At 66.7% G+C, this 23,008-nt stretch carries 25 protein-coding genes and 7 pseudogenes; 15 read left to right on the plus strand and 17 right to left on the minus strand.

Going from position 1 to position 23,008, the window contains the following annotated elements:
- Positions 1–92: 92 nt before the first annotated feature.
- From E6W36_RS22770 to E6W36_RS22780, 8 genes and pseudogenes are all read left to right on the plus strand, one after another.
- A pseudogene (locus E6W36_RS22770) lies at positions 93–1,540 on the plus strand (acyl-homoserine-lactone synthase).
- The gene (locus tag E6W36_RS20140; protein WP_281277415.1) at positions 1,537–1,662 is read left to right on the plus strand and encodes a hypothetical protein; all 126 of its coding nucleotides are present in this window, start codon (positions 1,537–1,539) and stop codon (positions 1,660–1,662) included. Before E6W36_RS22770 ends, E6W36_RS20140 begins: the two are co-directional and overlap by 4 nt.
- 96 nt (positions 1,663–1,758) lie before the next feature.
- Positions 1,759–2,133: a hypothetical protein gene (locus tag E6W36_RS01935; protein WP_246047982.1), complete on the plus strand. Its 375-nt coding sequence runs from the start codon at positions 1,759–1,761 to the stop codon at positions 2,131–2,133.
- A gap of 438 nt (positions 2,134–2,571) precedes the next feature.
- Entirely contained in the window at positions 2,572–3,054 is a 483-nt protein-coding gene (locus tag E6W36_RS01940; protein WP_281277585.1) for an RNA polymerase sigma factor, read from the plus strand.
- A complete protein-coding gene (locus E6W36_RS22775; RefSeq protein WP_222873578.1) occupies positions 3,051–3,422 on the plus strand; it encodes a FecR/PupR family sigma factor regulator in 372 nt (123 codons plus the stop codon). The genes E6W36_RS01940 and E6W36_RS22775 overlap by 4 nt, the downstream gene beginning before the upstream one ends.
- Positions 3,377–3,985, plus strand: coding sequence for a FecR family protein (locus E6W36_RS01950; RefSeq protein WP_425459756.1), 609 nt, complete (start codon positions 3,377–3,379; stop codon positions 3,983–3,985). Before E6W36_RS22775 ends, E6W36_RS01950 begins: the two co-directional genes overlap by 46 nt.
- 214 nt (positions 3,986–4,199) lie before the next feature.
- On the plus strand, positions 4,200–5,324 hold the full coding sequence (locus tag E6W36_RS01955) for a TonB-dependent receptor (RefSeq protein WP_222873579.1): 1,125 nt from the start codon (positions 4,200–4,202) through the stop codon (positions 5,322–5,324).
- 215 nt (positions 5,325–5,539) lie between these two features.
- Positions 5,540–5,800 (plus strand): annotated as a pseudogene (locus tag E6W36_RS22780) (TonB-dependent receptor); the annotation flags it as partial.
- Positions 5,801–5,945: 145 nt separating this feature from the next.
- Here E6W36_RS22780 and E6W36_RS17365 read toward each other — a convergent pair.
- Positions 5,946–6,293: a hypothetical protein gene (locus E6W36_RS17365; protein WP_246047984.1), complete on the minus strand. Its 348-nt coding sequence runs from the start codon at positions 6,291–6,293 to the stop codon at positions 5,946–5,948.
- Between the two features lie 10 nt (positions 6,294–6,303).
- Between E6W36_RS17365 and E6W36_RS01965 the strand changes: the two genes are divergently transcribed.
- The 5 genes and pseudogenes from E6W36_RS01965 to E6W36_RS22785 all read left to right on the plus strand — a co-directional run.
- Positions 6,304–6,648: a TonB-dependent receptor gene (locus E6W36_RS01965; protein WP_222873581.1), complete on the plus strand. Its 345-nt coding sequence runs from the start codon at positions 6,304–6,306 to the stop codon at positions 6,646–6,648.
- 345 nt (positions 6,649–6,993) lie between these two features.
- Positions 6,994–7,293 carry a hypothetical protein gene (locus E6W36_RS01970; protein WP_222873582.1) on the plus strand — a complete coding sequence of 100 codons (300 nt, stop codon included), beginning with the start codon at positions 6,994–6,996 and terminating at the stop codon, positions 7,291–7,293.
- Positions 7,294–7,328: 35 nt separating this feature from the next.
- On the plus strand, positions 7,329–7,706 hold the full coding sequence (locus E6W36_RS01975) for a hypothetical protein (RefSeq protein WP_222873583.1): 378 nt from the start codon (positions 7,329–7,331) through the stop codon (positions 7,704–7,706).
- Positions 7,673–8,125: a hypothetical protein gene (locus E6W36_RS01980; protein ID WP_222873584.1), complete on the plus strand. Its 453-nt coding sequence runs from the start codon at positions 7,673–7,675 to the stop codon at positions 8,123–8,125. Before E6W36_RS01975 ends, E6W36_RS01980 begins: the two co-directional genes overlap by 34 nt.
- A gap of 58 nt (positions 8,126–8,183) precedes the next feature.
- Positions 8,184–8,633 (plus strand): annotated as a pseudogene (locus E6W36_RS22785) (prolyl oligopeptidase family serine peptidase); the annotation flags it as partial.
- On the opposite strand, the gene E6W36_RS22790 reads toward E6W36_RS22785, so the two are convergent.
- The 5 genes from E6W36_RS22790 to E6W36_RS02005 all read right to left on the minus strand — a co-directional run bounded on the left by E6W36_RS22790 (position 8,633) and on the right by E6W36_RS02005 (position 12,441).
- Complete coding sequence (locus tag E6W36_RS22790; RefSeq protein WP_425459669.1) at positions 8,633–9,202, minus strand: asparagine synthase-related protein; 570 nt, start codon at positions 9,200–9,202, stop codon at positions 8,633–8,635. The pseudogene E6W36_RS22785 and the gene E6W36_RS22790 sit on opposite strands and share 1 nt — an antisense overlap.
- Before the next feature lie 452 nt (positions 9,203–9,654).
- Positions 9,655–10,473, minus strand: coding sequence for an asparagine synthetase B family protein (locus E6W36_RS01990; protein ID WP_222873586.1), 819 nt, complete (start codon positions 10,471–10,473; stop codon positions 9,655–9,657).
- Positions 10,473–10,934, minus strand: coding sequence for a lasso peptide biosynthesis B2 protein (locus E6W36_RS01995; RefSeq protein ID WP_281277417.1), 462 nt, complete (start codon positions 10,932–10,934; stop codon positions 10,473–10,475). The genes E6W36_RS01990 and E6W36_RS01995 overlap by 1 nt, the downstream gene beginning before the upstream one ends.
- A gap of 251 nt (positions 10,935–11,185) precedes the next feature.
- The gene (locus E6W36_RS02000) at positions 11,186–11,302 is read right to left on the minus strand and encodes a benenodin family lasso peptide (RefSeq protein WP_222873588.1); all 117 of its coding nucleotides are present in this window, start codon (positions 11,300–11,302) and stop codon (positions 11,186–11,188) included.
- A 215-nt stretch (positions 11,303–11,517) separates the two neighbouring features.
- A complete protein-coding gene (locus tag E6W36_RS02005) occupies positions 11,518–12,441 on the minus strand; it encodes a HEPN domain-containing protein (RefSeq protein WP_246048399.1) in 924 nt (307 codons plus the stop codon).
- A gap of 216 nt (positions 12,442–12,657) precedes the next feature.
- Between E6W36_RS02005 and E6W36_RS02010 the strand changes: the two genes are divergently transcribed.
- Positions 12,658–13,008, plus strand: a complete 351-nt coding sequence (locus E6W36_RS02010) for a DUF3147 family protein (RefSeq protein ID WP_222873589.1) — start codon at positions 12,658–12,660, stop codon at positions 13,006–13,008.
- 130 nt (positions 13,009–13,138) lie between these two features.
- Here the strand turns inward: E6W36_RS02010 and E6W36_RS02015 are convergent, their stop codons facing one another.
- The 10 genes and pseudogenes from E6W36_RS02015 to E6W36_RS02055 form a co-directional block, all read right to left on the minus strand.
- On the minus strand, positions 13,139–13,825 hold the full coding sequence (locus E6W36_RS02015; protein ID WP_222874370.1) for a ZIP family metal transporter: 687 nt from the start codon (positions 13,823–13,825) through the stop codon (positions 13,139–13,141).
- On the minus strand, positions 13,822–14,043 hold the full coding sequence (locus tag E6W36_RS02020) for a hypothetical protein (protein ID WP_222873590.1): 222 nt from the start codon (positions 14,041–14,043) through the stop codon (positions 13,822–13,824). Before E6W36_RS02020 ends, E6W36_RS02015 begins: the two co-directional genes overlap by 4 nt.
- A 25-nt stretch (positions 14,044–14,068) precedes the next feature.
- Positions 14,069–15,035, minus strand: a pseudogene (locus tag E6W36_RS02025) (cation diffusion facilitator family transporter).
- Complete coding sequence (locus tag E6W36_RS02030) at positions 15,025–15,348, minus strand: DUF190 domain-containing protein (RefSeq protein WP_246047988.1); 324 nt, start codon at positions 15,346–15,348, stop codon at positions 15,025–15,027. Before E6W36_RS02030 ends, E6W36_RS02025 begins: the two are co-directional and overlap by 11 nt.
- Before the next feature lie 8 nt (positions 15,349–15,356).
- A pseudogene (locus E6W36_RS02035) lies at positions 15,357–18,597 on the minus strand (efflux RND transporter permease subunit).
- The gene (locus E6W36_RS23915; RefSeq protein WP_484103602.1) at positions 18,594–19,328 is read right to left on the minus strand and encodes an efflux RND transporter periplasmic adaptor subunit; all 735 of its coding nucleotides are present in this window, start codon (positions 19,326–19,328) and stop codon (positions 18,594–18,596) included. The pseudogene E6W36_RS02035 and the gene E6W36_RS23915 overlap by 4 nt, the downstream one beginning before the upstream one ends.
- A 1-nt stretch (position 19,329) precedes the next feature.
- Positions 19,330–19,842 (minus strand): annotated as a pseudogene (locus E6W36_RS23920) (hypothetical protein); the annotation flags it as partial.
- Positions 19,736–21,022, minus strand: a complete 1,287-nt coding sequence (locus tag E6W36_RS02045; RefSeq protein WP_222873592.1) for a TolC family protein — start codon at positions 21,020–21,022, stop codon at positions 19,736–19,738. The gene E6W36_RS02045 and the pseudogene E6W36_RS23920, both read right to left, overlap by 107 nt.
- Positions 21,023–21,099: 77 nt before the next feature.
- Positions 21,100–21,381, minus strand: a complete 282-nt coding sequence (locus tag E6W36_RS02050) for a hypothetical protein (protein ID WP_222873593.1) — start codon at positions 21,379–21,381, stop codon at positions 21,100–21,102.
- Between the two features lie 51 nt (positions 21,382–21,432).
- Positions 21,433–22,087, minus strand: a pseudogene (locus tag E6W36_RS02055) (cation efflux transmembrane domain-containing protein).
- Here E6W36_RS02055 and E6W36_RS02060 point away from each other — a divergent pair.
- Positions 22,008–22,601 (plus strand): MerR family transcriptional regulator, encoded by a 594-nt coding sequence (locus E6W36_RS02060; RefSeq protein ID WP_342776761.1) that lies wholly within the window; start codon positions 22,008–22,010, stop codon positions 22,599–22,601. The pseudogene E6W36_RS02055 and the gene E6W36_RS02060 sit on opposite strands and share 80 nt — an antisense overlap.
- Before the next feature lie 34 nt (positions 22,602–22,635).
- On the opposite strand, the gene E6W36_RS02065 is transcribed toward E6W36_RS02060, so the two are convergent.
- Positions 22,636–22,995 (minus strand): copper-binding protein, encoded by a 360-nt coding sequence (locus E6W36_RS02065; RefSeq protein ID WP_246047989.1) that lies wholly within the window; start codon positions 22,993–22,995, stop codon positions 22,636–22,638.
- Between the last annotated feature and the right edge of the window lie 13 nt (positions 22,996–23,008).

Here is a 23,008-nt window from a genome sequence, read left to right on the forward strand (position 1 = left end):
GCGCCGATCCTGGCCATCCAGCCAAGGAGTGACTCATGCTTCATGTCGTGCAGAACGACGCCGCCGCGCCGCCCGACGGCGTTTTTCGGGCCATGTTCGCCGCGCGCAAAGCGGTGTTCGTCGACCTGCTAAAATGGGACGTGCCGGTGCTCGACGGCCGCTACGAGATCGACCAGTTCGACGACGAGCACGCCCGCTATCTGATCCTCGCCGATCATGACGAAGGGCATCTCGGTTCGGCGCGGCTGCTGCCGACGACCCGGCCGCACATCCTCGATAGCCTCTATGCGGTGCTGTGCGACGGCGAGCCGCCGCGCGGCGACGCGATCTTCGAGGTGACGCGGTTCTGCCTCGACCGGCAATTGTGCGCGCGCGAGCGCCGCGCCGTCCGCGACGCACTGGTCGCAGCCCTTGCCGGTCATGCGCTCGATCACGGCATCGCGAGTTACACCGCGATCGCCGAACTCGGCTGGTTCCAGCAGATCCTGGCGTTCGGCTGGCACTGCGAGCCGCTCGGGCTGCCGTGCGCGATCGACGGCCGCGTGCTCGCCGCGCTCCACATCTTCATCACGCCCGAGACGCCGGCGCTGCTGGCCGCAGCCGGCATTCGCGGGCCATGCCATTCTCGCCAACGAGCGGCTCGTCGCCGCCTGAGCCCCGAGGACACGATCATGACCGACACGCAAGCTATCGACCACTGGACCGGCCATCTGCGCCGCGAAGGCTGGTGCATCATTCCGGACGCACTGCCCGCCCGGACGATCGCCGCGCTCGACGCCGACCTTGCCGATGCGTTCGCGCGCACGCCGTTTTGCGAAGGCGGCTTCTACGGCGAGACCACCAAGCGGTTCGGACGGCTGCTGGCGCGGTCGGCGCAGGCCGCGAAACTGGTGCAGCATGACACGATCCTCGGCGTGGTGCACAATCTGCTGGCGCCGTGGTGCGACACGATCCAATTGAACGTCACCCAGGCGATCGCGGTCCATCCCGGCGCTCCGGCGCAACTGCCGCACCGCGACCAGGATATGTGGGCGGGGCCGAAGGGCGAGACCGAATATCTCGTCAACGTGATCTGGCCGCTCACGCCGTTCACCGCCAACAATGGCGCGACCCTGGTCTGGCCGCGGACGCACGGCGCCGAAGCGCTCGCCCCGAACCGGCGACCGCGCCCGAACCGGCGGTCATGGCGCCGGGCTCGGCGCTGGTGTTCCTCGGCTCAACGCTCCATGGCGCGGGCGAGAACCGATCGGCCGGCGTGCGGCGCGGCCTCGTCGTCGGCTATGCGCTCGGCTGGCTCAAGCCATACGAAAACCAATGGCTGGCCTATCCGCCGCCGATCGCGCGCCAGTTCGCGCCCGAGCTGGCCGCTTTGGTCGGCTATCGTCAGCACCGCCCTAATCTCGGCAATTACGAAGGACGATGCCCGTCGATCCTGCTCGGCGACAGCGTGCCCGACCACATCGCCGCCGCCGACGCGCTGCGGCCCGATCAGGAAGCGATGATGGCGGCCTATGTCGAAGACCGACGCCGGGCGTTATGAACTCGGGCGCGACCTCCGAGCGCGTGTACGACACGATCAAGGAGCGCGTGCTCTCGGGCGTGGTGCTGCCTGGCGAAAGCTCGAACCCGCGGGGCTGGCTGCGGAACTCAACAGCAGCGTGACGCCGGTGCGCGATGCGCTGCATCGCCTTGCCGGCGAGCGGCTGGTCGAATCCTGGACGAGCGAGGGGTTTCACTTGCCGCACGTCAAGGTCCGCCTTGCGCGACCTCTACACCTGGAACGGGCAGCTGGCGCGGCTCATCATCCGCTCGTGGCCGCAGGGAATCGCAACGCCGAGCGCGGATCACCTCCCCGTCGATCTCGGCCACGCCACGCGCGCCTTCTTCGATCTTTTCGCCCGACGCACCACGAACATCGAATATGCGGCGCAGGCGGACGCCGCGAGCGACCGCCTGTCGGCCGCCCGCGCGGCAGAACGCCGCGTCTTGCTGGACCTGGAGGACGAACTGCGCGCGCTCGCGCTAGATTTCGATCATGGCGGGATCGCGGCGCTCGCCAAGCGTCTCGCCGCCTATCACCGCCGCCGCGTCCAGCTCGTGCCCGAGATCGTCCGCGCGCTCTATCGCGGGTGACGACGACCTTCGGCAATGTATCAGTTTTCGGATAGGGTGGTCGGTTTGGGATGCAAACTGCCGGCCGCCGGTAACGCGCTTGCGCTCAACGAATCTCCAGGTCTAGTCTTGCCGGGCGTCGCAGCAGCGGTGCCGGAGCTTGAAACTCCGCTTGAGAAACTGGACCGGTGCGTTTGCGCGCCGATTGCGGACGTACGATTGGCACGCGCCTGTCGGACGCGCTCGAGCGTAATCCTTACCGGCATCACGGCCTTGCTGCGCGGGAAAGAGCCGGGTGATTCATGCGCGATAAGATTTCTTCGATTAGTGCGATGACGGGCGAAGACCGATGCGGTTGAAGCTCGCCCTTGGAGGTCCCGGTGCGGGCGAGTCGTCCAGCGTATCGGAGGGCGACCCGCTGCCGCCCGAAGATCACGTCGTTAGCGCAGCGCGCCCGGCCTGGACCGGCTATACCGAAGTCAGATGCCCAAGTTGCTGCGCTTCTTCGCGCGGCGTGGTGTGCGTGACGAGGCCGAGGATCTCGCGAATGACAGCTTCGTCCGGTTCATGGCTGCGCCGGCGGTTCAGGAAGAGCGCGTCGAGAATACGGAGGCCTATCTTCGGGAAATAGCCAAGAACGTGCTTCGCAATCGCGCTCGCGCCGCGTTCCACCGGTCGATCGTCGCCTTCGATCTCGATCCCGAAACCACGGCGGACGGCACCGACCCAACAGCGCTGCTGGAAGCGCGCGATATGCTGGAACGGTTGGACTCGTCGCTCGCCAAACTTCCCGCCAAAACGCGCTCAATTTTCATGGCGCATCGCCTTGAGGGCGCTACTTATGCCGACTTGGCCAAGACTCATGGCCTGTCGGTGAAGGGCATTGACTGGCACATGACGAAGGCGATCGCGCATCTCCACCGCTTCGCGGGCAAGCGATGAGCGGTGACCACGATGATTCGCCGCTGAGCCAGGCAGAGCATGAAGCTGTCGAATGGCTGTCGCGCCTCCGCGAAGGCGGCCGGCGGTACCAGTCGGAATTCGAGGAGTGGTACAGCGCCGACCAGACACATGCGGATGCCTATGATCGGGTGTTGGCCACTTACGAAGAGGCGAGGCGGCCCGCGCGATCAGCCCGATCGCGCCAATATTGGGGTATGGCTATCGCGTCGATCGCCGCCGTCCTAGCGCTGTTCGCCTATCTTGGTGTCCCCAAGCGCCGTCGAGTCCGACGGCCGGCACGGCCTATGCGGCTGACACCAAAATCGGCGAAATCCGCACCGTCGCACTCGATGACGGCACCAAGGTGACGCTCGATACCGAGAGCGCCATCCGCGCCGATTTCGACACGACGCGTCGTCAGGTGCATTTGCTGCGCGGTCGCGCGCATTTCGAGGTCGCCGCCGAGCCGCGACCGTTTGTCATTTCGACCGAGGCCGGTTCGGTTTCCACGAGCGGCTCCGTGCTCGATGTGGCCTATTTCGATGGCAAGACGCAGGTCGGGCTCCTCAGCGGCGGCGCCGATTTGCGGCCGTTCGGCCAGACCGCTGCGATCCTGCATGTCTCGCCGGGAACGGTCGTTGCGGTCGGTCGCGATGGCCCGGTCGGGTCGCTGATGCGCATTACCGCCAACGATATGCGGTGGACCGCAGGGATGCTGTCGTTCGAGGACAAACCCGTCTCGTTGGTTGTCACGACAGCCAATCGATATAGCGACGCGCAGATCGTTCTCGCCGACCCGGCGTTGGGCGCGTTGCGATTTACGGGTACGGTCAGGGCGAAGGACACGCTCGGTCTCGCCCGCATGATCGCCGCCATGTTCGGTCTTCGTCTCGACACCGCCAATCCGCTCCGCTTGGTCTTGTCGCGGTAGCGGATTTGAAGACCCGAACATTTGTCCCAGGAAATTCTGATCCTCGGGTGTCGCCGCCCCTGACCGATGCCGCCTCCGAGCGTCGGCAGGGGAGAGCATGAACGGTAAACGGGTAGCTTCACTATTGGCGGCAACGTCGCCGTTATTGGCCATCGCCACGTGTCTGGCGCCGTTGCCGGCGTCGGCGCAAGAGCGGGTACGATTCACGTTCCACGTGCCGGCCGGCTCGCTAGCGGCCGCATTGCGCGCGGTATCGACCGCGTCGGGGCGCAGCATCGCCGGGCCGGCCGATCTCCTGGCGGGCAAGGCGGCATCGGCGCTCGACGGCAGCTTCACGGTCGAGGCGGCGGTCGACAAGCTGCTTGCCGGATCGGGCTTGCGCGCGCGGGCCATCGGCGACGGTCTCGTCATCGAGGTCGATCCGCGGGGGCAAGACGTGGCGTCGTCGGCGCAGGCCGCCGACATCATCGTGACGGGCAGCCGGATCCGAGGCGCGCCGGTCGCTTCGCCCGTCATTGTGGTGGGCAGCAAAGCCATCCGCGACGCCGGTCAAACCAACCTCGGCGAGGTGGTACGCTCAATTCCACAGAGCTTTTCGGGTGGCCAGAATCCTGGCGTGGGCGCAAACGTCCCATCGGCCAGTGGCGTCAATGTTGGCGGTGGTTCGACCATCAATCTTCGTGGGTTGGGAAGCGATGCGACGCTGACCCTGCTCAACGGCCATCGGCTGGCCTATAACGGCTCGCGCCAAGGTATCGACGTTACCTCCATTCCGCTGGCGCTGGTCGATCGGCTTGAGATCGTTCCCGACGGCGCGTCGGCGCTTTACGGGTCGGATGCCGTGGCGGGCGTCGCCAATATCGTCCTCAAGCGCGATTATGACCGTTTCCAGGTGAGTGCCGATCTAGGCTGGGCGACCGATGGTGGCGATTTCGAACAGCGTTACGGGGCGCTTGGCGGATCGCGCTGGTCGTCGGGCGGGATCGTCGCCGCTTACGAATATGGCCGCAACAGCGAGATCGTCTCGACCCAGCGATCCTACGCCGCGGTCCGCCCGGGCGTCTGGTTGTTTCCCCGGTTGCGCCATCACTCGCTTGCGCTCGCCGGTCACCAGAAGATCGCCGACAATCTTGAGTTTGCGGTCGATGCGATTTTCAACCGGCGTTGGAGTGAACTCAACTATCCCCGCAATGCTGCGGGCGACCTGTCGATCAGCCGGACCGCGCAATTCTCGGACAGCCAGTCGATCGCCTTGGCGCCGTCGCTCACCTGGCGGCCCGGTTCGTGGCGACTCGCGCTGTCGGGCGTCTATGGCGACGAAGGTCAATCTCGAAAGTGACACCTACACCGGCAGCGCGTTTACTGCGGCCCGCGTCTGCTATTGTAACAAGGGAGCTTCCGCCGAACTGGCGGCCGACGGCCCGCTGTTCGCACTGCCCGGCGGCGAGGCCAAACTCGCGGCCGGCATTGGCTATCGCTACAATTTGTTCGATGCGTTCCGCGCGGTGGGCGACGTCAACAATGTCCGACGGTCGCAGGACAGCTATTATGCTTATGGCGAGTTCAACTTGCCATTCGTTGGGCCGGCGCAAGCGATCCGGACTGGCGCGGCTCGATGCGAGCGCCGCGGTCCGATACGAGCGCTATCCGGGTATCGACGCGGTTGCCGTACCGAAGTTCGGCCTCATCTACGCTCCCGTCCATGGTCTCGATGTCAAGGTAAGCTGGGGCAAGTCGTTTCGCGCCCCGACACTGTTGCAGCAATATCAGGTCCAAAGCGCGCTGCTCTATCCCGTAACCAGCGTCGGCGGCGCGGGCTACCCGGCCACCGCGACCGCGCTCTATGTGACGGGCGGCAATCCCGCGCTCACCCCCGCGCCAGCACATGGACCGCTGGGATCGATGTTCATCCCGTCGCGCTCGACGGTTTCCGCTTCCAGGCGGTCTATTTCTCGACCCGCTACACAGCCCGCATTGTTACCCCGATCACGTTCCTGGCGACCGCGCTCAGCGACCCCAACAACGCCGCTCGCGTTACACTCAGCCCGGGTCGGCGGCCGTGAACGCGCGAATTGCCGCCGCCGCGCAATTCTTCAACGTGTCCGGGCAAGTGTTCAACCCGGCCGCCGTCGTTGCGATCATCGACAATACCAACGTTAATGCCGGCCGCCAGCGGATCAGCGGTATCGATCTGCTGGCCGACTACCGACGCGATCTCGGGCACCATGCCGGGCAAATCCTGCTTTCGGCCAACATCAGCTATCTCAAGAGCAACCAGCAACTCGTCGCCGGGGCCGATAATCGACAAGGCTGGCACATTGTTCAATCCGCCGCACTGGCGGGGCCGCGCCACGGTGGCGTGGAACCGGGAAGCGGTGACTGTGGCGGCAGCTTTCAACTACACCGGCGGTGTCCGAGACATCCGTTCGAACCCGGCGGTCAACATTCGCGGCGTTTCGACCGTCGATCTGACGATCCGGTTCGCCCCGACCCGAATCGCTCAAGCGCTGCGCGGTGTCGAGTTCAGCGCCCGGCTCCTCAATGCGTTCAACGCCAAGCCGCAGCAAATCGCGACGACCGCCTTTTCCGACAGCGCCTATGACTCGACCAATTACTCGCCGGCTGGCCGCGTCATCGGTCTTGGGATCGTCAAGACATGGTAAGCGCTCGACACTTTTGGGCGAGCGCCGCCGCGCTTTCTTTCCTGGCCACCGCCGGCGCGGCGCATGCGGCGTGTGACGACATCCTCCCTCCCGCGACGCGACGACGAATGTGGTGCGAGCAGTGACGCCGCTGGACCTGGCTCGACTTCGAGACGTCGGTGCGCCCGACGGGTCGATCTTCTGGCCGAGTCCGCTGTCGTTATCGCCGGACGGTCGCTCGCTCGCTTTCATCATCACCCGCGGCGATCCCGCTAGCAACGCGATCTGCAAGGCGCTGGTGTCGCTTAACCTATCGGATCCGGCGCATCCGCGCATCCTCGACCGCGGGGCGATCAGATTTCCGTCGTGTTCGATGCGCGCGGCTTCAAGATCGACAACGGCTTCCCCGCGGCGGTAACGCCGCTTTGGTCGCCGGACGGTAGGTGGCTCGCTTATTTGCGCCGCGATAACGGCGTGACCCAAATCTGGCGCGCGCGGGCGGATGGCACGGGTGCGGCGCCCATAACCCGATCGGCCGTCGATATTCTCGCGATTGCCTGGACTCCGGACGGCAAGCTCGCCTTTACGTCGCGCCCCGCCGAAACCTCGTATCGGCAGGGGTCGATCGCGAGGCGCTGTCGGGTTGGCTCTATGACGAGCGTGTAATTCCGAATGCGACGGCGCGACCGGCGGTCGCGGTCTTGCCGTCGCAAATGTCCGTCGTCGATCCGGACAATGGCACGATCGCGACCGCGAGCGATGCCGAGCGCGCGCTGTTGGACCCGCAACGGAGCGATCCGCTTGTCGCAATTGCGGCCGGCGGTCGGCGCGCCTCGGCGGAGCATGAGAACGCCAATCCACTGAGCGAGCGTAAGCTGGTGGTGAAGGACGACCGTGGTGCCGGTGTGGCCTGTGGTGCCGCCAGCTGCTCCGGCTCCTTTGCCGGCTTGTGGTGGGAAAGCGCGAGCGGCGCTCTGATCTTCCTGCGGCGCGAAGGCTGGGCGCACAGCGAAGAGGTTCTGTATCGTTGGGTGCCAGGCGAGGGGTGCCCAAGCCGATCCTGCATACGCTCGACGTGATCCAGAATTGTCTGATGGAGGCCGCGCGGCTGATCTGCACGCAGGAGAATGCGACAATGCCGCGCCGTATCGCCGCCGTTGATCTCGCGACGGGGCGGATCACCCCGATTTACGATCCGAATCCTGAATTCGCCCGCTTGCGGCTGGGCACGGTCGAACGCCTGACCTGGCGCAACAATGTCGGCATTCCCGCCTGGGGCGATCTCGTGCTGCCACCCGCTTACCGAGCGGGAACGGGCAAGCTGCCCATGATCGTCGTGCAATATCGCAGCGTCGGGTTCTTGCGCGGCGGTATCGGCGACGAATATCCGATCTTCGCCTTCACGGCGCGCGGCTATGCCGTCTTGAGCATCGAAGCCCGCGGATTTTGCCACCACCGTCAAATCCGCGCGGTCGCTGGAGGAGCTGTACACGCTTGACACCAAGGATTGGGCCGAACGCCGCAGCGTCCAATCGGGCCTGGAAACGGGCGTCAAACTGGTGATCGCCAAGGGCATCGTTGATCCGGGCAAGATCGGCCTCACCGGGTTGAGCGACGGGTCGACCGCCGTCCGGTTTGCGCTGGTGAACTCAAATCTGTTCGCCGCCGCCGCGATCAGCACCTGCTGCATCGATTACCGCACGGTCATGTCTTACGGCGGTATCGGACTTGCAGAGTTTTCACACAAGCGCGGCCTGCCGCTCAACATTGCAGATGACCGTGCGTTCTGGATGCCAATATCGCTCGAATTGAATGCGGCGAGGATCAAGACGCCCTTGCTGATGCAGCTCGCGGACGAGGAGTATCTCCATTCGCTCGACACCTTCACGGCGTTGCGCGAATACGGCCGGCCGGTGGAGATGTACGTCTTTCCCGGTGAGCACCACATCAAGTGGCAGCCCGCCCATCGCTTGGCGATCTACGAGCGCAATCTCGACTGGTTCGACTATTGGCTTCGCGGACGGCGCGATCCCGCGCCCGGCAAGGCAGCGCAATATGCGCGGTGGGATGCGCTCCGGCTGAAATCGACCGCGTCACCCCGCAATGAGGAACAGCCGGCGATCCACGCCTCAACATCGGAGAATTCGAGCAGCCGCATAAAGCCGGTGCCGTACGCGGGACGAGGATCGATGAAGATTTTCTCGATTGCTTCGCGATCGACGAGCCCATGTTTCACGAGGGCCGTCCAGCACCTGATCCTGATCGTCGTCCGGTGTTGTTCGAAGATTTCGCCGACGAAGCTTTCCGGACTGCCTTTGGAGCGACGGTGGAAAATCTCGGGCGGCAATTCTCGTTGGAACGCGCGCCGCGCGATCATGCGATTGCGGCCGCCGTCGTACCAAAACCAGCTCGGCACGCGCAGACAAGCCTCGACGACGGGCTGTGCGAGAAGCGGCGCGACCATCGGAAGCTCGTCCAATGGATCGAACGATTCGGCATAGCCCAAGGCGTAGGCGAAGCCGAACGTGCCCGGCTTTGCCGGGAAGCACGGTTCGGGGAGGCGAAAACCACGCATGATCGGGCGCGGTCAATGCCGTGGCCAGCGCGGCGGTGCTCAGCAAGCGCCCATCGATTGTCGTGGGTCGCGCTTTTCTTGGCGGCAGCGCGCGTCCGATGGCATCCCGCACGACCGCGCTGATCGGCACGGAGGCGAGATCGCCAATGTCCCTGGCCGTCGCCATAAAAGCGCGGCCCGGCCCGTATGTCCGCAATACATCCGCCGCTGGGCCACCCGATTGCAACGAGCAGAATACATTGTCGCCACCGCCGCCGCCCAGCACGCGGTTGGCACCGAGTTCGCGGGCATATGCGAGGGCCGCTCGATGCGTCGCTTGCGCAAACGATCGTGCGACTGGACGCGGCATCCTCGCCGCGAGCGATCGCGTAACATCGATTTGGGCCACGTCGCGCTGAACGATCCTGAGCGGGTGTCCCGCGGATCCGCTAACGCTTCGCGCAAATTCGACCTCATCGCCGGTCCGATCGCGCGTCGTGAGCGTCAGGCATCCATAGCGGGCTCCCGCCGCGCTGAGCGCCGCGGCCACGATCGAGGTCGATTCCGCCCGAAAGGAGCAGGATTGACGAGGCCTCGTCAAAGGCGTGGACCCGGAGGGTCGACATCACGGCTTGTCGCACCGTCTCGACCGCTGCGCCTTCGTCGCGGATGCGTTCGCGATTGTTGGCGAACTTCCATGGGCTCCAGATCGACTCGCGCTTGGCAGCTAAGTCGATGGTCAGGGCCTCGCCGCCATGCAGTTCCTCGATACCGGCAAGGCAGGTTCGGGGAAACCGAAGATCCCGGATCGCGAGATGCCACGCAATCGCCGTCCAATCGAGCGACGGATGATATTCGGCAAGGGCGACCAAGAGTGACGTATCCGAGGCGGCTGTGACGGCGTCGGCATAGGTCACAACATAACAGGGTAGATGGCCGAACGGCGCGCGCACGACCCGAAGCGCGCCGGTATGGGGATGACGAAGGATGGCGACGTACGACCCCCAAAACGCGTCGATCAGCTCTTGGCCTTCCGACCTTGTGATCAACTCAGCCTCGCGCTCGCTAACGGTTCGCACGACGCCGCCGCCGCCGCCGCGGCGATAGAGTTCGCCAACGATGACACCGCCCGGGAACACGACCGGCGCGGGCGCGCCAATTGCTAGAAATGCGCCCGGTCCTACGTCCAAAGCGGTCATTCCCAGAGCGGCGAGCCTCGATCCTTCGTAGTCAGAAATCTCGACCGCGTCCGATTGACGACGTCCAACCGACAGGAAGAAGCGCGGCCGCATCAAACGACCAGGATTGGCTGGTAGGAACGGACAGTGTCGAACCGGTCGTTCAGTAGGATGGCGTCGGTCTGTGCCCAACTATGTGCCGCAAACGGTCGCAAACGCACGCCGATCACGAGATCGACGGCTATATCGAGCGCCGCCAGGCGGGTCGTCACCGCGAGCGAGCGCGGGAGACATTGATCGTGAGATCGCATCAATCTGGCGGTAAAGGAGAAGGCGTGGGCTTCGCTGAGCAGGGTCGTGCGATCGCATCGCGGCGTCACGCATGCCTTTCGGCGCTCAAGCTTCGAAATCGCTTCGTCGAGCCCCAAATATTGTAGATCGCGCCGAGCCCGGATTAACCGAAACAAGGCGACCAATCGCTGTCGAACTGTGCAGGGTGTCGGCAAGTCCAGTGCGCTTAGGGTGGGGATTGGAACGACCGGACAGACTACCGCGATCGAAGCCTCTCGCCACACGACGAGGCCAGAGTCGACGAGGAGGGCGTGATCCTCCTGAGCAAGGTCCGCCCGTTTCTCTTTACAAGGTTGTCGAACGCCTGGGCGGCGCGATCTGCCAAGCAGAAATACCGGTCGGCAATAAGATCGAGAAAGATCGCCTGATCATCCACGGTGCAGAAGTGAAGGCCGGGGCGAAGCGCGTATCCCATCGGATTTGCGACGCGAAGGCGCGCGGTGGAGCCGTGGCACCCATCGCGCGCCTCGCCGCCTCAGTCGTCGCTGAGACCGGCCGAGTCTTGGCCGAGCGCGTCGTCGATCGGTACGCCGGTCGGGCCCTTGGTCTCGTCGCTGGCAATGCCGAGATCGATCTGATCTTCGCGGTTCATGACACTCTCCTTTTCATGCCGCCGGGATGGCGGTGCAGGAGAATCTACGGACGGGTCGTCGGTATTCGAAATTAATAGTCAGAGTATATCGCGAATGTTTTCGTTGCTTCAGCGATATAGCGCGCGCGATTGAACCCGTCGCCCGAAGGCGGCGGCGACGATATCGCGCAGATAGAGAAGCAGGCTTGGCTGGAAGCCAGGCTCGGATGCGATCCTCAGTCGGCTTTCGCCCTCGCTTCGAGCTGAGCAAGATGCGCGCAGGACACCTCCTCGACCAAACCGCGCAGCGTTCGCACGCAGGCGAGGATCGCTTCAAGGTCGTCGGTGTTGATCGCATAGGCGGTCGAATAGCGCGCCTCGACATAGGCGCGCTTGAGCAACTGGAAACGGCGGCGGTCGATGCGTTGGTCGCGCGGCCATGCGGTTACGAGGCGCGGCTCGTTGCTTTCGGCGAGCGAGCGCAGGAACTTGATGTTGTGCGATTTGGGGAAATAGAGCGTCTGCACGAGCAGGAAGCAGATGTAAGCGCGCTCGGTCGCCTGGTGCAGCGTGAATGCTGCATCCTTTCGCCACCCAGCATTCCCACTATCTTCGGCAAGTTGCAGTTCCGCGGTGCGGATCGAGCGATCGAGGTTCGGTAGCCACTCGTCAAAATAAGCCTTGGCCATCGCATAAGCATCGGCGGCGGTCAGCGGCATCGGCGTCGCCAGCGGATGGCAGGGCAGTTCGTAGAGCACGATGCCGTCGCGGGCGATGTCGACCCAGAAATATTCGCCGCGCTTGAGCGACTGGTTCACCTCGTCGAGCGAGTGGACGATGATGTTGACCTGACGCCCGACCTCGGCGTCGCGCAGTATTTTGTCCTCGGCGACATACCAGTAATGCGCGATGTCGGTCAGGTCGTCGTGGGTGACGACGACGAGCAGGTCGAAATCCGATCGATAGCCGCCGACCGGATCATCGACCCAATCCTCGCGCGCATACGAACCGAACAGGATGATCTTGAGAATCTTGCCGTTCCTGCGGCTCGGCGACGTCGCCTTGGCGATCGCTTCGGCGAACTCGTCCATCAGCACGCGCTGGACGCGTTCCAGCTCGCCGCGTTGCCGTGCCGGCAGATGATCGACATCCCTTCGCATCACGGCGGATTCTGTGCGAGCGGCGAGCCTTGCGCAAGCATCACCTTGTCCACGCATCGGATTTCGCCGTATCAGGATCGCGTTCGGCGGCGTCGAATGGCCGGCCTTGCCGGCACGCGACACTCAAGCGCGTTTCTCAACTTTCGGCGTCGTCGGACACGGACCATGTCACTGGCGGCGCTTTCTCGAAGCGCGAACCGGCTCTACGGTCGGACAATGCTCTATCTTGTCCTGAAAGCCGCCGTCTCGGGCATGCTGATCGCGGTCGCATCGACCTTGGCGAAACGCTATCCGGGGTTCGGCGCGCTGGTCGCTTCGCTGCCGCTCGTTTCGGTCCTCGGCATGATGTGGCTGTGGAACGACAAGCCCGACGCCGAAAACATGGCGATCCATGCCGGCGCCACCTTCTGGTATGTGCTGCCGTCACTGCCGATGTTCCTCCTGATCCCGGCAATGCTGCGACAAGGAGCCGGGTTCTGGGTCGCGCTTGGCGCAGGATGTGCGCTGACGATCGCGCTCTATGCCGCGATGACCTGGATCGGCCCACGGTTCGGTCTGCAATTATAAACCGGGCGTTGAGAGCACGCTTGAGACGTGCGCCGGCGCTTTAGCCGCGAACGGCCTGGACATCTGCGGCGGCCACCCGGTCGATAACAGAAAACGAACGGCCGACTGAGCACGAAGTCGGCCCTCGGTCTCAGCCGATCATCTCCTCGATCAGGAGGAGCGCGAGGAAGCCGACGAAGAACATCGCGCTGATGAGCGGCGTGTCGGGCTTCTCGTGCGCCTCGACCAGCAGCTCCTCGGTCACCAGATAGAGCAAGGCGATCAGTCCGAAGCTCAGGAAGCCGGTGACGACGTGCGGCGGAAAGGCAGCGATCGGCAGCGCCGCCACCGCGCCCAACGGCATCAGCAGCGCGAGCGCGACGGCGATCGCGACGATGCGTGCCTTCGACCGGATCGTTTCGCCGAGTTCGTCGGTGACGGTGACGCCGAGGAACAGCACTTCGAGCGTAAGCGCGATGGTGAGCAGCAGTCCGGCCTTCTCGCCAGCGATGAAGGCGAGGCCGAGCACCAGGCCATCGATCAAGAGGTCGGTGCCGATCGCGCCGATCAGGGCGATCGGGCCGCGCAGACGGTCTTCGAGCGACTTCAGGCCGAGCATCACCAGCATGCCGGCCGTGCCGCCGATCAACGTCGCGGCCGGCGAGCGCTCGTGCATCACCTGCGGCAGGATTTCAGCGGCGGCGGCGGCGAACACGACGCCCGCGGCCAGATGCTGGATCGCGCTCGTCAGCCGCGGGCCGGGCGGACGCCAGACCGTGACGATCGCGCCGAACAGGACGGCGATCACCGGAATGACCGTATAGCCGAGCGCGGTCATTGCGGATTTGCCGGCGAACGCCGCGGCCATTGCCGCCAGGGCCGGGTCGGCGACGGCAGCGCCAGCCCGAGCGTCGAGGCCCGGCCGCGCACGGCATCCTGCGTGCGGCCGATCCCGCGCGCGATCACCGCAGCGGTCTGGCGCGCCGCGATACGGCCGCGCAGATCGGCGTCGTCGTCGTCGGTCCATGGCCGTCCGCGGTTGACGGATTGCCTCATCGGTGTCTCCAAGGGAATGCGCCCGTCATACCACATCGTCGGGTTCGAGCCCGCACGGCGCCGTCGGATCGGTTTCGATCTGGATCGTCGCATGGTCGATCCCGAATCGCTCCTTGAGCGCGGCGGCGAGCGCGGTCGTGAAGGCGTCGCCCGGATAGCCTTCGGGGATCAGCAGATGCGCGGTCAGCGCGGTCTCGGTGGTGCTGAGCGGCCAGACATGGAGATCGTGGACGCCCTTCACGCCGCGTTGCTTGCGCAGGAACGCGCCGATCCGGGCGGGATCGACCCCAGCGGGCGCGGCTTGCAGGCTCATGTTGATCGAATCCTGAGCAGTCCCCAGGTGCCGATCGCGATCACCGCGACGATGACGAGGCTGGTAACGGGGTCGATCCAGCTGCGCCCGGTCAGGACGATGGCGAGTCCGGCCGCCACGACGCCCGCCGACACCGCGGCGTCGGCCGCCATGTGGAGGAACGCGCCGCGGATGTTGAGATCGCCTTTGCGCCCGCGCATGAATAGCAGCGCGGTCGCGGTGTTGATGGCGATGCCGATCGCGGCGACGATCATCACCGTCTGACCCGCGACCGGCGCGGGCTCCGCGAAACGCCGGACCGCCTCGATCGCGATCAGCGCGATCGCCACGAGGAGCAGGAGCGCGTTGAGGAACGCGGCGAGGATCGACGAGCTGCGCAGTCCGTAGGTGTAGCGCCCGCCCGGCTTGCGCTTCGCCAGCGTCGCGGCGCCCACGCGATCAGTAGCCCGAGCACGTCGCTGAGATTGTGGCCGGCGTCGGCCAGAAGCGCCATCGAACCCGCGATGAAGCCGTAGGTCGCCTCGACGATGACGAACGCGACATTGAGCGCGGTGCCGATCGCGAAGGCGCGGCCGAAATCGGCCGGTTCGTGCGCATGGCCGTGCCCGTGATGCGCGTGACCATGCGCCTCCCCGCATCCGCGTGATCGTGTTGCCGTTCGTTCGCCATCAGCCCTGATCCTCCCTGGCGTTCTCGCCGCCCAGCACTTCCACCGCTTCGAGCGTGATCAGCCCGATGCCGCCGATGTCGGCGATCAACCGGACGAACGCGCGCAGCTTTTCTTCCTCGTCGACGATCTCGATCACCAGCGATTGATCGTCGTCAAGGAAATGCTTGCGGTGCTGGTGCGCGGTCTGGCCGAACCCGAACAACGCCTGCACCACGGTCGCGCCGGCCAGACGGGCGGCACTCGCCCGCTCGGCGACGACCTCGAACACCTTGCGGTCGCCGAAATACGACGCCTCGTCGGTGTAGATGCGCAGCAGCTTCATCGCCGTCATCATGCTTCTCCTTCGTGGGATGTGGCCGCAGGCGTGGCCCGGCGCCGCGCCGCCCAGCGCTCGCCCGCACCGAGCACCACCTTCGCGATCGCCGGCAGCACCAGCAGTGTCAGGATGGTCGCCGCGATCAGCCCGCCGATCACCGTCGTGGCGAGCGGCTTCTGCACTTCGGCGCCGGTGCCGTGCGCGAGCGCCATCGGCACGAAGCCGATCGCCGGCACGAACCCGGTCATCACCACCGCGCGCATCTTGTCGGCCATGCCCTCGCGGATCGCCTCGGCGAGCGGCCGGCCGGCTTCGAGCCGCTCGCGGATCGCGGTCATGACGACAAGCCCGTTCAGGACCGCGACCCCGGCGAGGCAGATGAACCCGACCGCCGCCGACACCGAAAAGGCGATGCCGGTCAGCGCCAGCGTGAAGACGCCGCCGGCCAGCCCGAGCGGCACCGCGAGGAACACCGCCGCCGCTCGGCCGAGGCCGCCGAGCGCCATGTAGAGCAGGCCGAAGATCACCGCGAAGCAGAGCGGCACTACGATCGACAGGCGGTCGGACGCCGCTTGCAGACTTTGAAACTGGCCGCCCCACTCGAGATAATAGCCGGCCGGCAGCTTCACCTTGGCCACCTTCTCCTGTGCTTCTGCGACGAACGATCCGGCGTCGCGCCCTTGCAGATTGGCCTGGATCACGACGCGGCGCTTACCGTTCTCGCGGGTGATCTGGTTGAGCCCGTCGGTGAAGCGGATTTGCGCCACCTGCGACAAGGGCACCGACTTGCGCGCCTGCCCCTCTGCCTGCGGCAGCAGCACCGGCAGTGCCAGCACCTCGTCGAGGTTGGCGCGGGTCGCGTCGGGCACCCGCACCGAGATGTCGAACCGGCGGTCGCCCTCGAACAGCAGGCCGGACTCGCGCCCGCCCATCGCGGCCGCGACCGTGTCGGCCACTTCCTGCACGGTCAGGCCGAACCGTGCGATCGCGCCGCGATCGAACCGCACGTCGAGCGTCGGCGCGCCCCGGTCTGGTCCGCCTTGACGCTGGCGGCGCCGGGGATCGCCTGGAGGACGCGCACGATCTCGTCCGCCGAGCGCGACATCTTGTCGAGATCGTCGCCGTAGAGCTTGATCGCGACGTCGCCGCGCACGCCTGCGATCAGCTCGTTGAACCGGAGCTGGATCGGCTGGCTGACCTCGAACAGGTTGCCGAGCTGGCTGCCCGCAGCCTTTCGATGCGCTCCAGCACGTCGGTCTTGCTGTCGACTCCGGCGGGCCAGTCCGACTGCGGCTTCAGGATCACGAAGCCGTCAGAGATGTTGTGCGGCATCGGGTCGGTAGCGACCTCGGCGGTGCCGGTCTTGGAGAACATCAACGCGACCTCGGGCAGTCGGGTGACGGCGTTCTCCACGCCGCGCTGCATCGCCATCGACTGGTCCAGGCTGACCGACGGCACCCGCGTCGACGCCAATGCCACGTTCTTCTCGTCGAGCTGCGGGATGAATTCCGAGCCGAGCAGGCCGAACGCGGGAATCGCCGCCAGGAAGAAGACGATCCCGCCGCCGATAAACGGCCACGGCCGCGCGATCGCCTTGTCGAGAAGCGGCAGATAGCGCGCCTTGGACTTGGCGATCAGCCACACCTCCTTCTCCGCTACGCGACCGCGGATGAGCAGCGCGACCAGCGCCGGCACCAGCGTAATCGCCAGCACGAAGGCGGCGGCGAGCGCCAGCATGATCGTGATCGCCATCGGCGAGAAGGTCTTGCCCTCGACGCCGGTGAACATGAGCAGCGGCGCGAAGGCGAGCAAGATGATCGCCTGGCCGAACACGGTCGGCCTGATCATCTCCTGCGCCGCCCGCATCGTTTCTTCGAGGCGTTCGCGTAAGCTCAGCAGCCGCCCTTCGTGTTCCTGGCGATGCGCCAACCGCGCGAGGCAGTTCTCGATGATGATTACCGCGCCATCGACGATCAGGCCGAAGTCAAGCGCCCCAGGCTCATCAGGTTGCCGGGCACGCCGAAAGCATTCATCCCCATCGCCATCATCAGGAACGAGAAGGGGATTACGAGCACGGCGATCAGCGCCGCGCGCCAGTTGCCGAGCAGCAGGAACAGCGCTCCAGCGACGAGCAGCGCGCCCTCGGCGAGGTTGCGCTCGACGGTCGCGACGGTCGCGTTGACCAGCTTGGCCCGGTCCAGCACGACCTCGACCTTCACGCCCGGCGGCAGTGTCCTGGCCACCTGATCGAGCTTGTCGTTCACCGCGCGCGCGACCACGCGGCTGTTCTCGCCGATCAGCATCAGCGCGGTGCCGACGACCGCCTCGCGGCCGTTCATACTGGCGGCCCCGTGCGCAGGTCGCCGCCGATCTTGACCGCCGCGATCTGCCCGACCGTGACCGGCACGCCGCCGCGCGTCGCCACGACGGCATTGGCGATCTCGTCGATCGAGCGGATGCGCGCGTCGGCGCGGACCAGATAGGATTCGCCGCCGCGGTTGAAGTAATTGGCGCCGACCGCGAGGTTCGCCTTCTCCAGCGCCTCGCCGAGCTCGGTATAGGATATGCCGTAACTGGTCAGTCTCACCGGGTCGGGCTCGACCACGAAGGTCTTGGCATAGCCGCCGATCGAGTCGATCCCGGCGACGCCGGACACGGTGCGCAACTGCGGTCGGATGATCCAGTCCTGCACGGTGCGCAGATAGCCGGCCTTCGCGATCTCGTCGGTCAGCCGCTCGCCTTCGGGGGTGGTAGGCCATCGGGCTGCCAGCCGGGCTGTCCCGTGACCGCCTTCGCGCCCTTGCCGTCGGGATTGGCATAGCCAACGGTATACATCACGACCTCGCCGAGGCCGGTCGTGACCGGGCCGATCTGCGGCTGCACTCCTGCCGGCAGGCCTTGCTGCGCCTGGGTCAGCCGCTCGCCGACCTGCTGGCGCGCGAAGTAGAGATCGGTCGAATCCGAGAAGATCGCGGTGACCTGGCTGAAGCCGTTGCGCGACAGCGAGCGCGTCGTCTCAAGCCCCGGAATACCCGCGAGCGCGGTCTCGATCGGATAGGTGACCAGCTTCTCCATCTCGACCGGCGACAGGCCGCGATCGACCGTGTTGATCTGCACCTGCTTGTTGGTGATGTCGGGCACCGCGTCGATCGGCAGCCGCGTCAGCTGCCAGACGCCGAGGCCGGCGATCGCGAGGAAGATAAACAGCACCGCCCAGCGCGCGCGAACGGAGAGCGCCATGAGGTTCGCGATCATGGTCTATTCCTCCTCGCCCGCGCCTTTGGCGAGCTCGGCCTTGAGCAGGAAGGCGCCCGCGTGGCGACCTGCTGGCCGGTGGCGAGCCCGTCGACCACCTCGATCCGGCCCGCGCTCCGCCGCCCGACCGTCACCGCCTGCGCGCGGAATCCCTGCCGCGTCCGCACGAATACGATGTCGCGTCCGTCGAGCGTCTGGATCGCGTCCTCCGGCACGACGATCGCCGTGCCCGTATCGCCGCGGCTCGGGCGCAACCGGACCCGGACAGCCAGACCCGGCTGCAAGGCGCCGGCGACGTCGATCACGGCGGTCGCCGCGCGCGTGTCGCCAGCGAGTCCCGGCGTCACGGCCCGGACGGTGGCCTCGATCGTCCGGCCGTCGGGCAGCTCCACGATGGCACGATCGCCGGGAGCAAGGCGCTGCGCGTCGCCGGCGCTCACCGCGGCCTCGATCTGGATCTTGGAAGGATCGGCGACGCGGAACAGCTCGGCCTCGGGCTGGACGAACGCGCCGAGCACGACGTTTTCGCTCGTGACGCGCCCCGCGATCGGGCTGGAGACGACGACGCCGCGTCCGTCGCGGGTCACCTTGGCGGCGCCCGCCGCGACCTCCGCCCGCCTCATTTCGGCATTGGCGACCGCGGCTTCGGCCTGTGCGCGTTCGAGATCGACTCGCGCCGACACCTTTTGATCGTAGAGGTAGCGCTCGCGCGCCAGGTTGCGCTGCGCCAGCACGGCGCGCGGCGGCGGTCGAGCGGTCGGACGCGTACTGGGCGGCGTCGCGGCTCTCGACCACCGCCAGCGCCTCGCCCGCCCGCACCGGGTCGCCGAGCCGCTTGAGCACGCGGATCACGGCACCGCCGGCCCGCGCGGTGACGATCGCCTCGCCGGTCGGCGAAGCGGTCACCGTCGCCTGTGCGACGATCTCCGCGGCAAGGCCGCCGGCGGCGATCGGTTCAGTGACGATGCCGGCAGAGCGGATCGCCTCCTCCGTCATCGGTACGGCGTGCGGAGCGGCCGGTGCGGCTGCCTCGGTCGGCGCGGGCGTCGAGGACGGGGCGTCGGCGCTCCATCGCGCAACCGCAAAGCCACCGATAGCGGCGAGCACCACCGCGCCGGCGGTGCCGGCCAGCAGGCGCTTATCGTTCGTGATCATCGATCGTCTCCGGAATCTGGATGTCGGTTGGCACCGGCTGGGTAAGGCGGCGCAGACGCGCGACCGCGTCGTGATAGGCGGCAAGAGCATCGACCCAGGCGGCGCGGGTCTCGGCGAGCGTGCGTTCGGCATCGAGCAGTTCGAGCTGGCCGAATTTGCCCTGGCCGTAACCGATCCGCGCGATCCGCGCGGCCTCCTGCGCCGCCGCCAGCACCGGACCGCCCGCCGCGCGTGCCGCGGTCGCGGCATTGGCGACGTCTGCCTGGGCGCTGGCGATCGCGCGCGCGGCATCAAGCCGCGCGAGCCGCGTGAGGGCATCGGCCTGGTCGCGATCGGCGCGTGCCTGATCCAGCGCCGCCTTGCCGGTGTTGAACAGCGGAATTGGGATCGACACGCCGACGACAGCGGCGACGTCGTTGGTTGCTTCAAGCCGTCGCGCGCCCGCGCTCACCGTCAGGTCGGGGATGCGCTGCGCGCGGGCGAGGCGGACCTGCGCGTTGGCGGTCGCGAGATCGGCGCGGGCCGCGGCGAGCGCCAGCGTCCCGTCGGGATCGACCGTGATCACGGGACCGATGCCGCCGGCGCGGTCGAACCATGCCATATCGAGCGGCTCGGCCACCGAGCGCCCGAGCAGGCGGCCAAGATTGGCGCGCGCGACGAGCACCGCGCGTTCGGCCTTCTCCAGCGCCGCGCGGGCGTTGACCGCTGCCACCTCGGCGCGCTGCTGGTCGATCGGCGAGGTCGCGCCGACCTGTACGCGGTCGGTCGCGACACGCAGCCCTTCGGTCGCGATCCCGACTTGAGTGCGGGCGATGTCGAGCCGCCGTTCCGCTGCGATCGCCTCGGCATAGGCCTGGGTGACGGTAAGTTCGAGATCGGCGCGCAATATGGCCGCGGCGATCCGCGCCCGCGCACCGCGCGCATCCGCCACACCGATGCGCGCCGACCTTTTGCCGCCGAGCTCGATCGGAAGCGCGAGCCCGACCGTCGTTTCCGCACTCGACAGGCCGCGATAGGCGCCGCTCCCGGCGACGTTCTCGGACTGGACTTGCAGCTCGGGGTTGGGCCGCAGACCGGCGACGCGGCGTGCGGCATCGGCGCTGCGAACACCGGCGTCGCCGGCGTCGTTCGAGGGTGACGCGGCGCGGGCGAGCGCGAGCGCGTCTTCGAGCGTCAGCGGTGGGGCGACCACCGCCGTCGGCGCGGTTTGCGCCTGCGCGATCGATGCGCAGGACGCCGCGGCCAAAGCGGCCGCGATCAAACGATTCATGGGAAGTGTCTCCTGACGAACGGACCGGTCCGGCGCGGCTCGCGCCGCGACGTGCGATCGTCAGGTTTGGGGCGGTCTCAGCGCGGGGTCGGCGGTCGCCGTGGGGCGCATGGTGGCGCGACCGGGACGGAGGCCGAGGACGCGACCTTGAACTGTGCCGCCTCGGAAGCGAGCACCTGCGCCTCGATGTGATGGCCGTGACAGCCGCCGTGATGGTGCGGGTAGCCCTTGTCACCGTCAGCCGGCACCTGATCGCCGTCACCGTCGACATGGCCGCTTTCCAGCGCGGTCGCGGCATCGACGCACACCACCAGCTCCATCGCATGCGCGACCGATCCCAGCCCCAGTGAGAGGGCCATGGCCAGACACGCGAGGAGAATCACGAAGCGGTGCACTGTTCCCCTTAGCAATCACGACCGCGTGGACGCCAGTGGCCGTGCCGCATGGGGGCCGTCGACGGTCCCCGACCGCAATTCGCGGATCGCCTGTGCGACGATCTGCGCGCCGCCGGTGATCCCGAGCCCCGCCATGATCGCAGCGACCGCGAGATCGGGCCAGGCCGTGCCGGTGCCGAACACGCCAAGCGCCGCCGCCATCACCGCGAGATTACCGAGCGCATCGTTGCGCGAGCAGATCCAGACCGAACGCATATTGGCGTCGCCGCCGCGGTAACGGAACAGCATCAGCGCGACCGCACCATTGGCGACCAGCGCGAGCAGCCCGACCACCCCATCGTTTCGGCCTGCGGAACGCGGTCACCGAACGCGGCGAACGCCGTCGTCGCGAGCACGTAAAGGCCGAAGCCGAGGATAGTGGCGCCTTGAGCAGCGCCGCGCGTGACCGCCAGCCGAGCGCGAGACCGGCGACGCCGAGGCTGATCGCGTAGTTCGCCGCGTCGCCGAGGAAGTCGAGTGCGTCGGCCTGGAGCGCGCGCGATCCCGAGGCCACACCGGCGACGATCTCGCCGCTGAACATCGCGAGGTTGATGACGAGCGCGATCCACAGCACGCGGCGCCAGCGCGGATCGGGCCGTGCCGTGCTGGATTCGCAGCTGCTGCAAACCATCAGTTATGGGCTCGCATGGTCATCATTCGGGCCTATATGCACCCTCTGTCACTACAGGGTCAAGCCCATGCCGAAAGATTCTTCCTCGGACCGGTCGACGATGTCTGGCTTTGTCGGAAGCGGCCCGTTCCGCATCGGCGATCTCGCGAGGCTTACCGGCACCAAGGTCGAGACCGTGCGCTGGTATGAGAAGGTCGGCCTGTTGCCCGAACCCGGGCGAAGCGGAGGCAACTACCGCGTTTACGATTCGGAAGGATTGACCAGGCTCGGGTTCATCCGCCGTGCCCGCGACCTCGGCTTCTCGCTCGACGAGGTTCGGGAGCTGCTCGATCTTGCCGGCGACCGCGCGCGGGACTGCGGCGCGATCGATGCCATCGCGAAGCGCCATCTCACGGTGATCGACCGCAAGCTAGACGATCTCTCCCGGTTGCGCGACCGGCTGTCCGAGCTGACTGCCTCATGTGCCGGGGGCACGGTCGGCACCTGCCGCATCGTCGATGCGCTCGAACCCTAGCGCGGAGCCCGGCCAGGCGCGTCGGGGTTCCCAGCTATTGCTTGCGGAGCGCCGTCACTTCGCCGGCGCTGCCCGTGACGGTCACGTCGAACGCGACGTGATCCCCGACCCGGACCTCATTGAGGATCGCGGGCTTGGCGGCGAACGCCATCGTCATCGCGGGCCAGCCGACCGCCGGGATTGGCTGGTGGTCGAGCGTGATCTTACGCCCCGCCTTGTCGATCGCGGTGACGATGCCGGTGCTCTGCGCCTGTTTCGGCCCGGCCGGCATCGTCATGTTGGCCATACCCGCGCCCGCAGTTGCTTCGCCTTTGTTGGCGGGTGCCGCCTGCTGCCCGCAGGCAGACAGGCCCAATATCGACAGGGCGGCGATCGAGAGTGGCAGGGTCTTCACGGTGCGTCTCCTT

The organism is Hankyongella ginsenosidimutans, from assembly GCF_005144965.1.
In the GTDB taxonomy this organism is placed as follows: domain Bacteria; phylum Pseudomonadota; class Alphaproteobacteria; order Sphingomonadales; family Sphingomonadaceae; genus Hankyongella; species Hankyongella ginsenosidimutans.

Coding starts and splice junctions, on each gene's coding strand:
- E6W36_RS02010 (WP_222873589.1), top strand. CDS start 12,658: ATGCTCTATCTTGTCCTGAAAGCCGCCGTCTCGGGCATGCTGATCGCG.
- E6W36_RS22775 (WP_222873578.1), top strand. CDS start 3,051: ATGAGCGGTGACCACGATGATTCGCCGCTGAGCCAGGCAGAGCATGAA.
- E6W36_RS02000 (WP_222873588.1), bottom strand. CDS start 11,302: ATGAACCGCGAAGATCAGATCGATCTCGGCATTGCCAGCGACGAGACC.
- E6W36_RS01990 (WP_222873586.1), bottom strand. CDS start 10,473: ATGCGGCCGCGCTTCTTCCTGTCGGTTGGACGTCGTCAATCGGACGCG.
- E6W36_RS02060 (WP_342776761.1), top strand. CDS start 22,008: ATGACGAGCGCGATCCACAGCACGCGGCGCCAGCGCGGATCGGGCCGT.
- E6W36_RS02045 (WP_222873592.1), bottom strand. CDS start 21,022: ATGAATCGTTTGATCGCGGCCGCTTTGGCCGCGGCGTCCTGCGCATCG.
- E6W36_RS02005 (WP_246048399.1), bottom strand. CDS start 12,441: ATGCGAAGGGATGTCGATCATCTGCCGGCACGGCAACGCGGCGAGCTG.
- E6W36_RS02015 (WP_222874370.1), bottom strand. CDS start 13,825: ATGACCGCGCTCGGCTATACGGTCATTCCGGTGATCGCCGTCCTGTTC.
- E6W36_RS02050 (WP_222873593.1), bottom strand. CDS start 21,381: ATGGCCCTCTCACTGGGGCTGGGATCGGTCGCGCATGCGATGGAGCTG.
- E6W36_RS02020 (WP_222873590.1), bottom strand. CDS start 14,043: ATGAGGCAATCCGTCAACCGCGGACGGCCATGGACCGACGACGACGAC.
- E6W36_RS02030 (WP_246047988.1), bottom strand. CDS start 15,348: ATGAAGCTGCTGCGCATCTACACCGACGAGGCGTCGTATTTCGGCGAC.
- E6W36_RS22790 (WP_425459669.1), bottom strand. CDS start 9,202: ATGCGTGGTTTTCGCCTCCCCGAACCGTGCTTCCCGGCAAAGCCGGGC.
- E6W36_RS20140 (WP_281277415.1), top strand. CDS start 1,537: ATGAACTCGGGCGCGACCTCCGAGCGCGTGTACGACACGATCAAGGAG.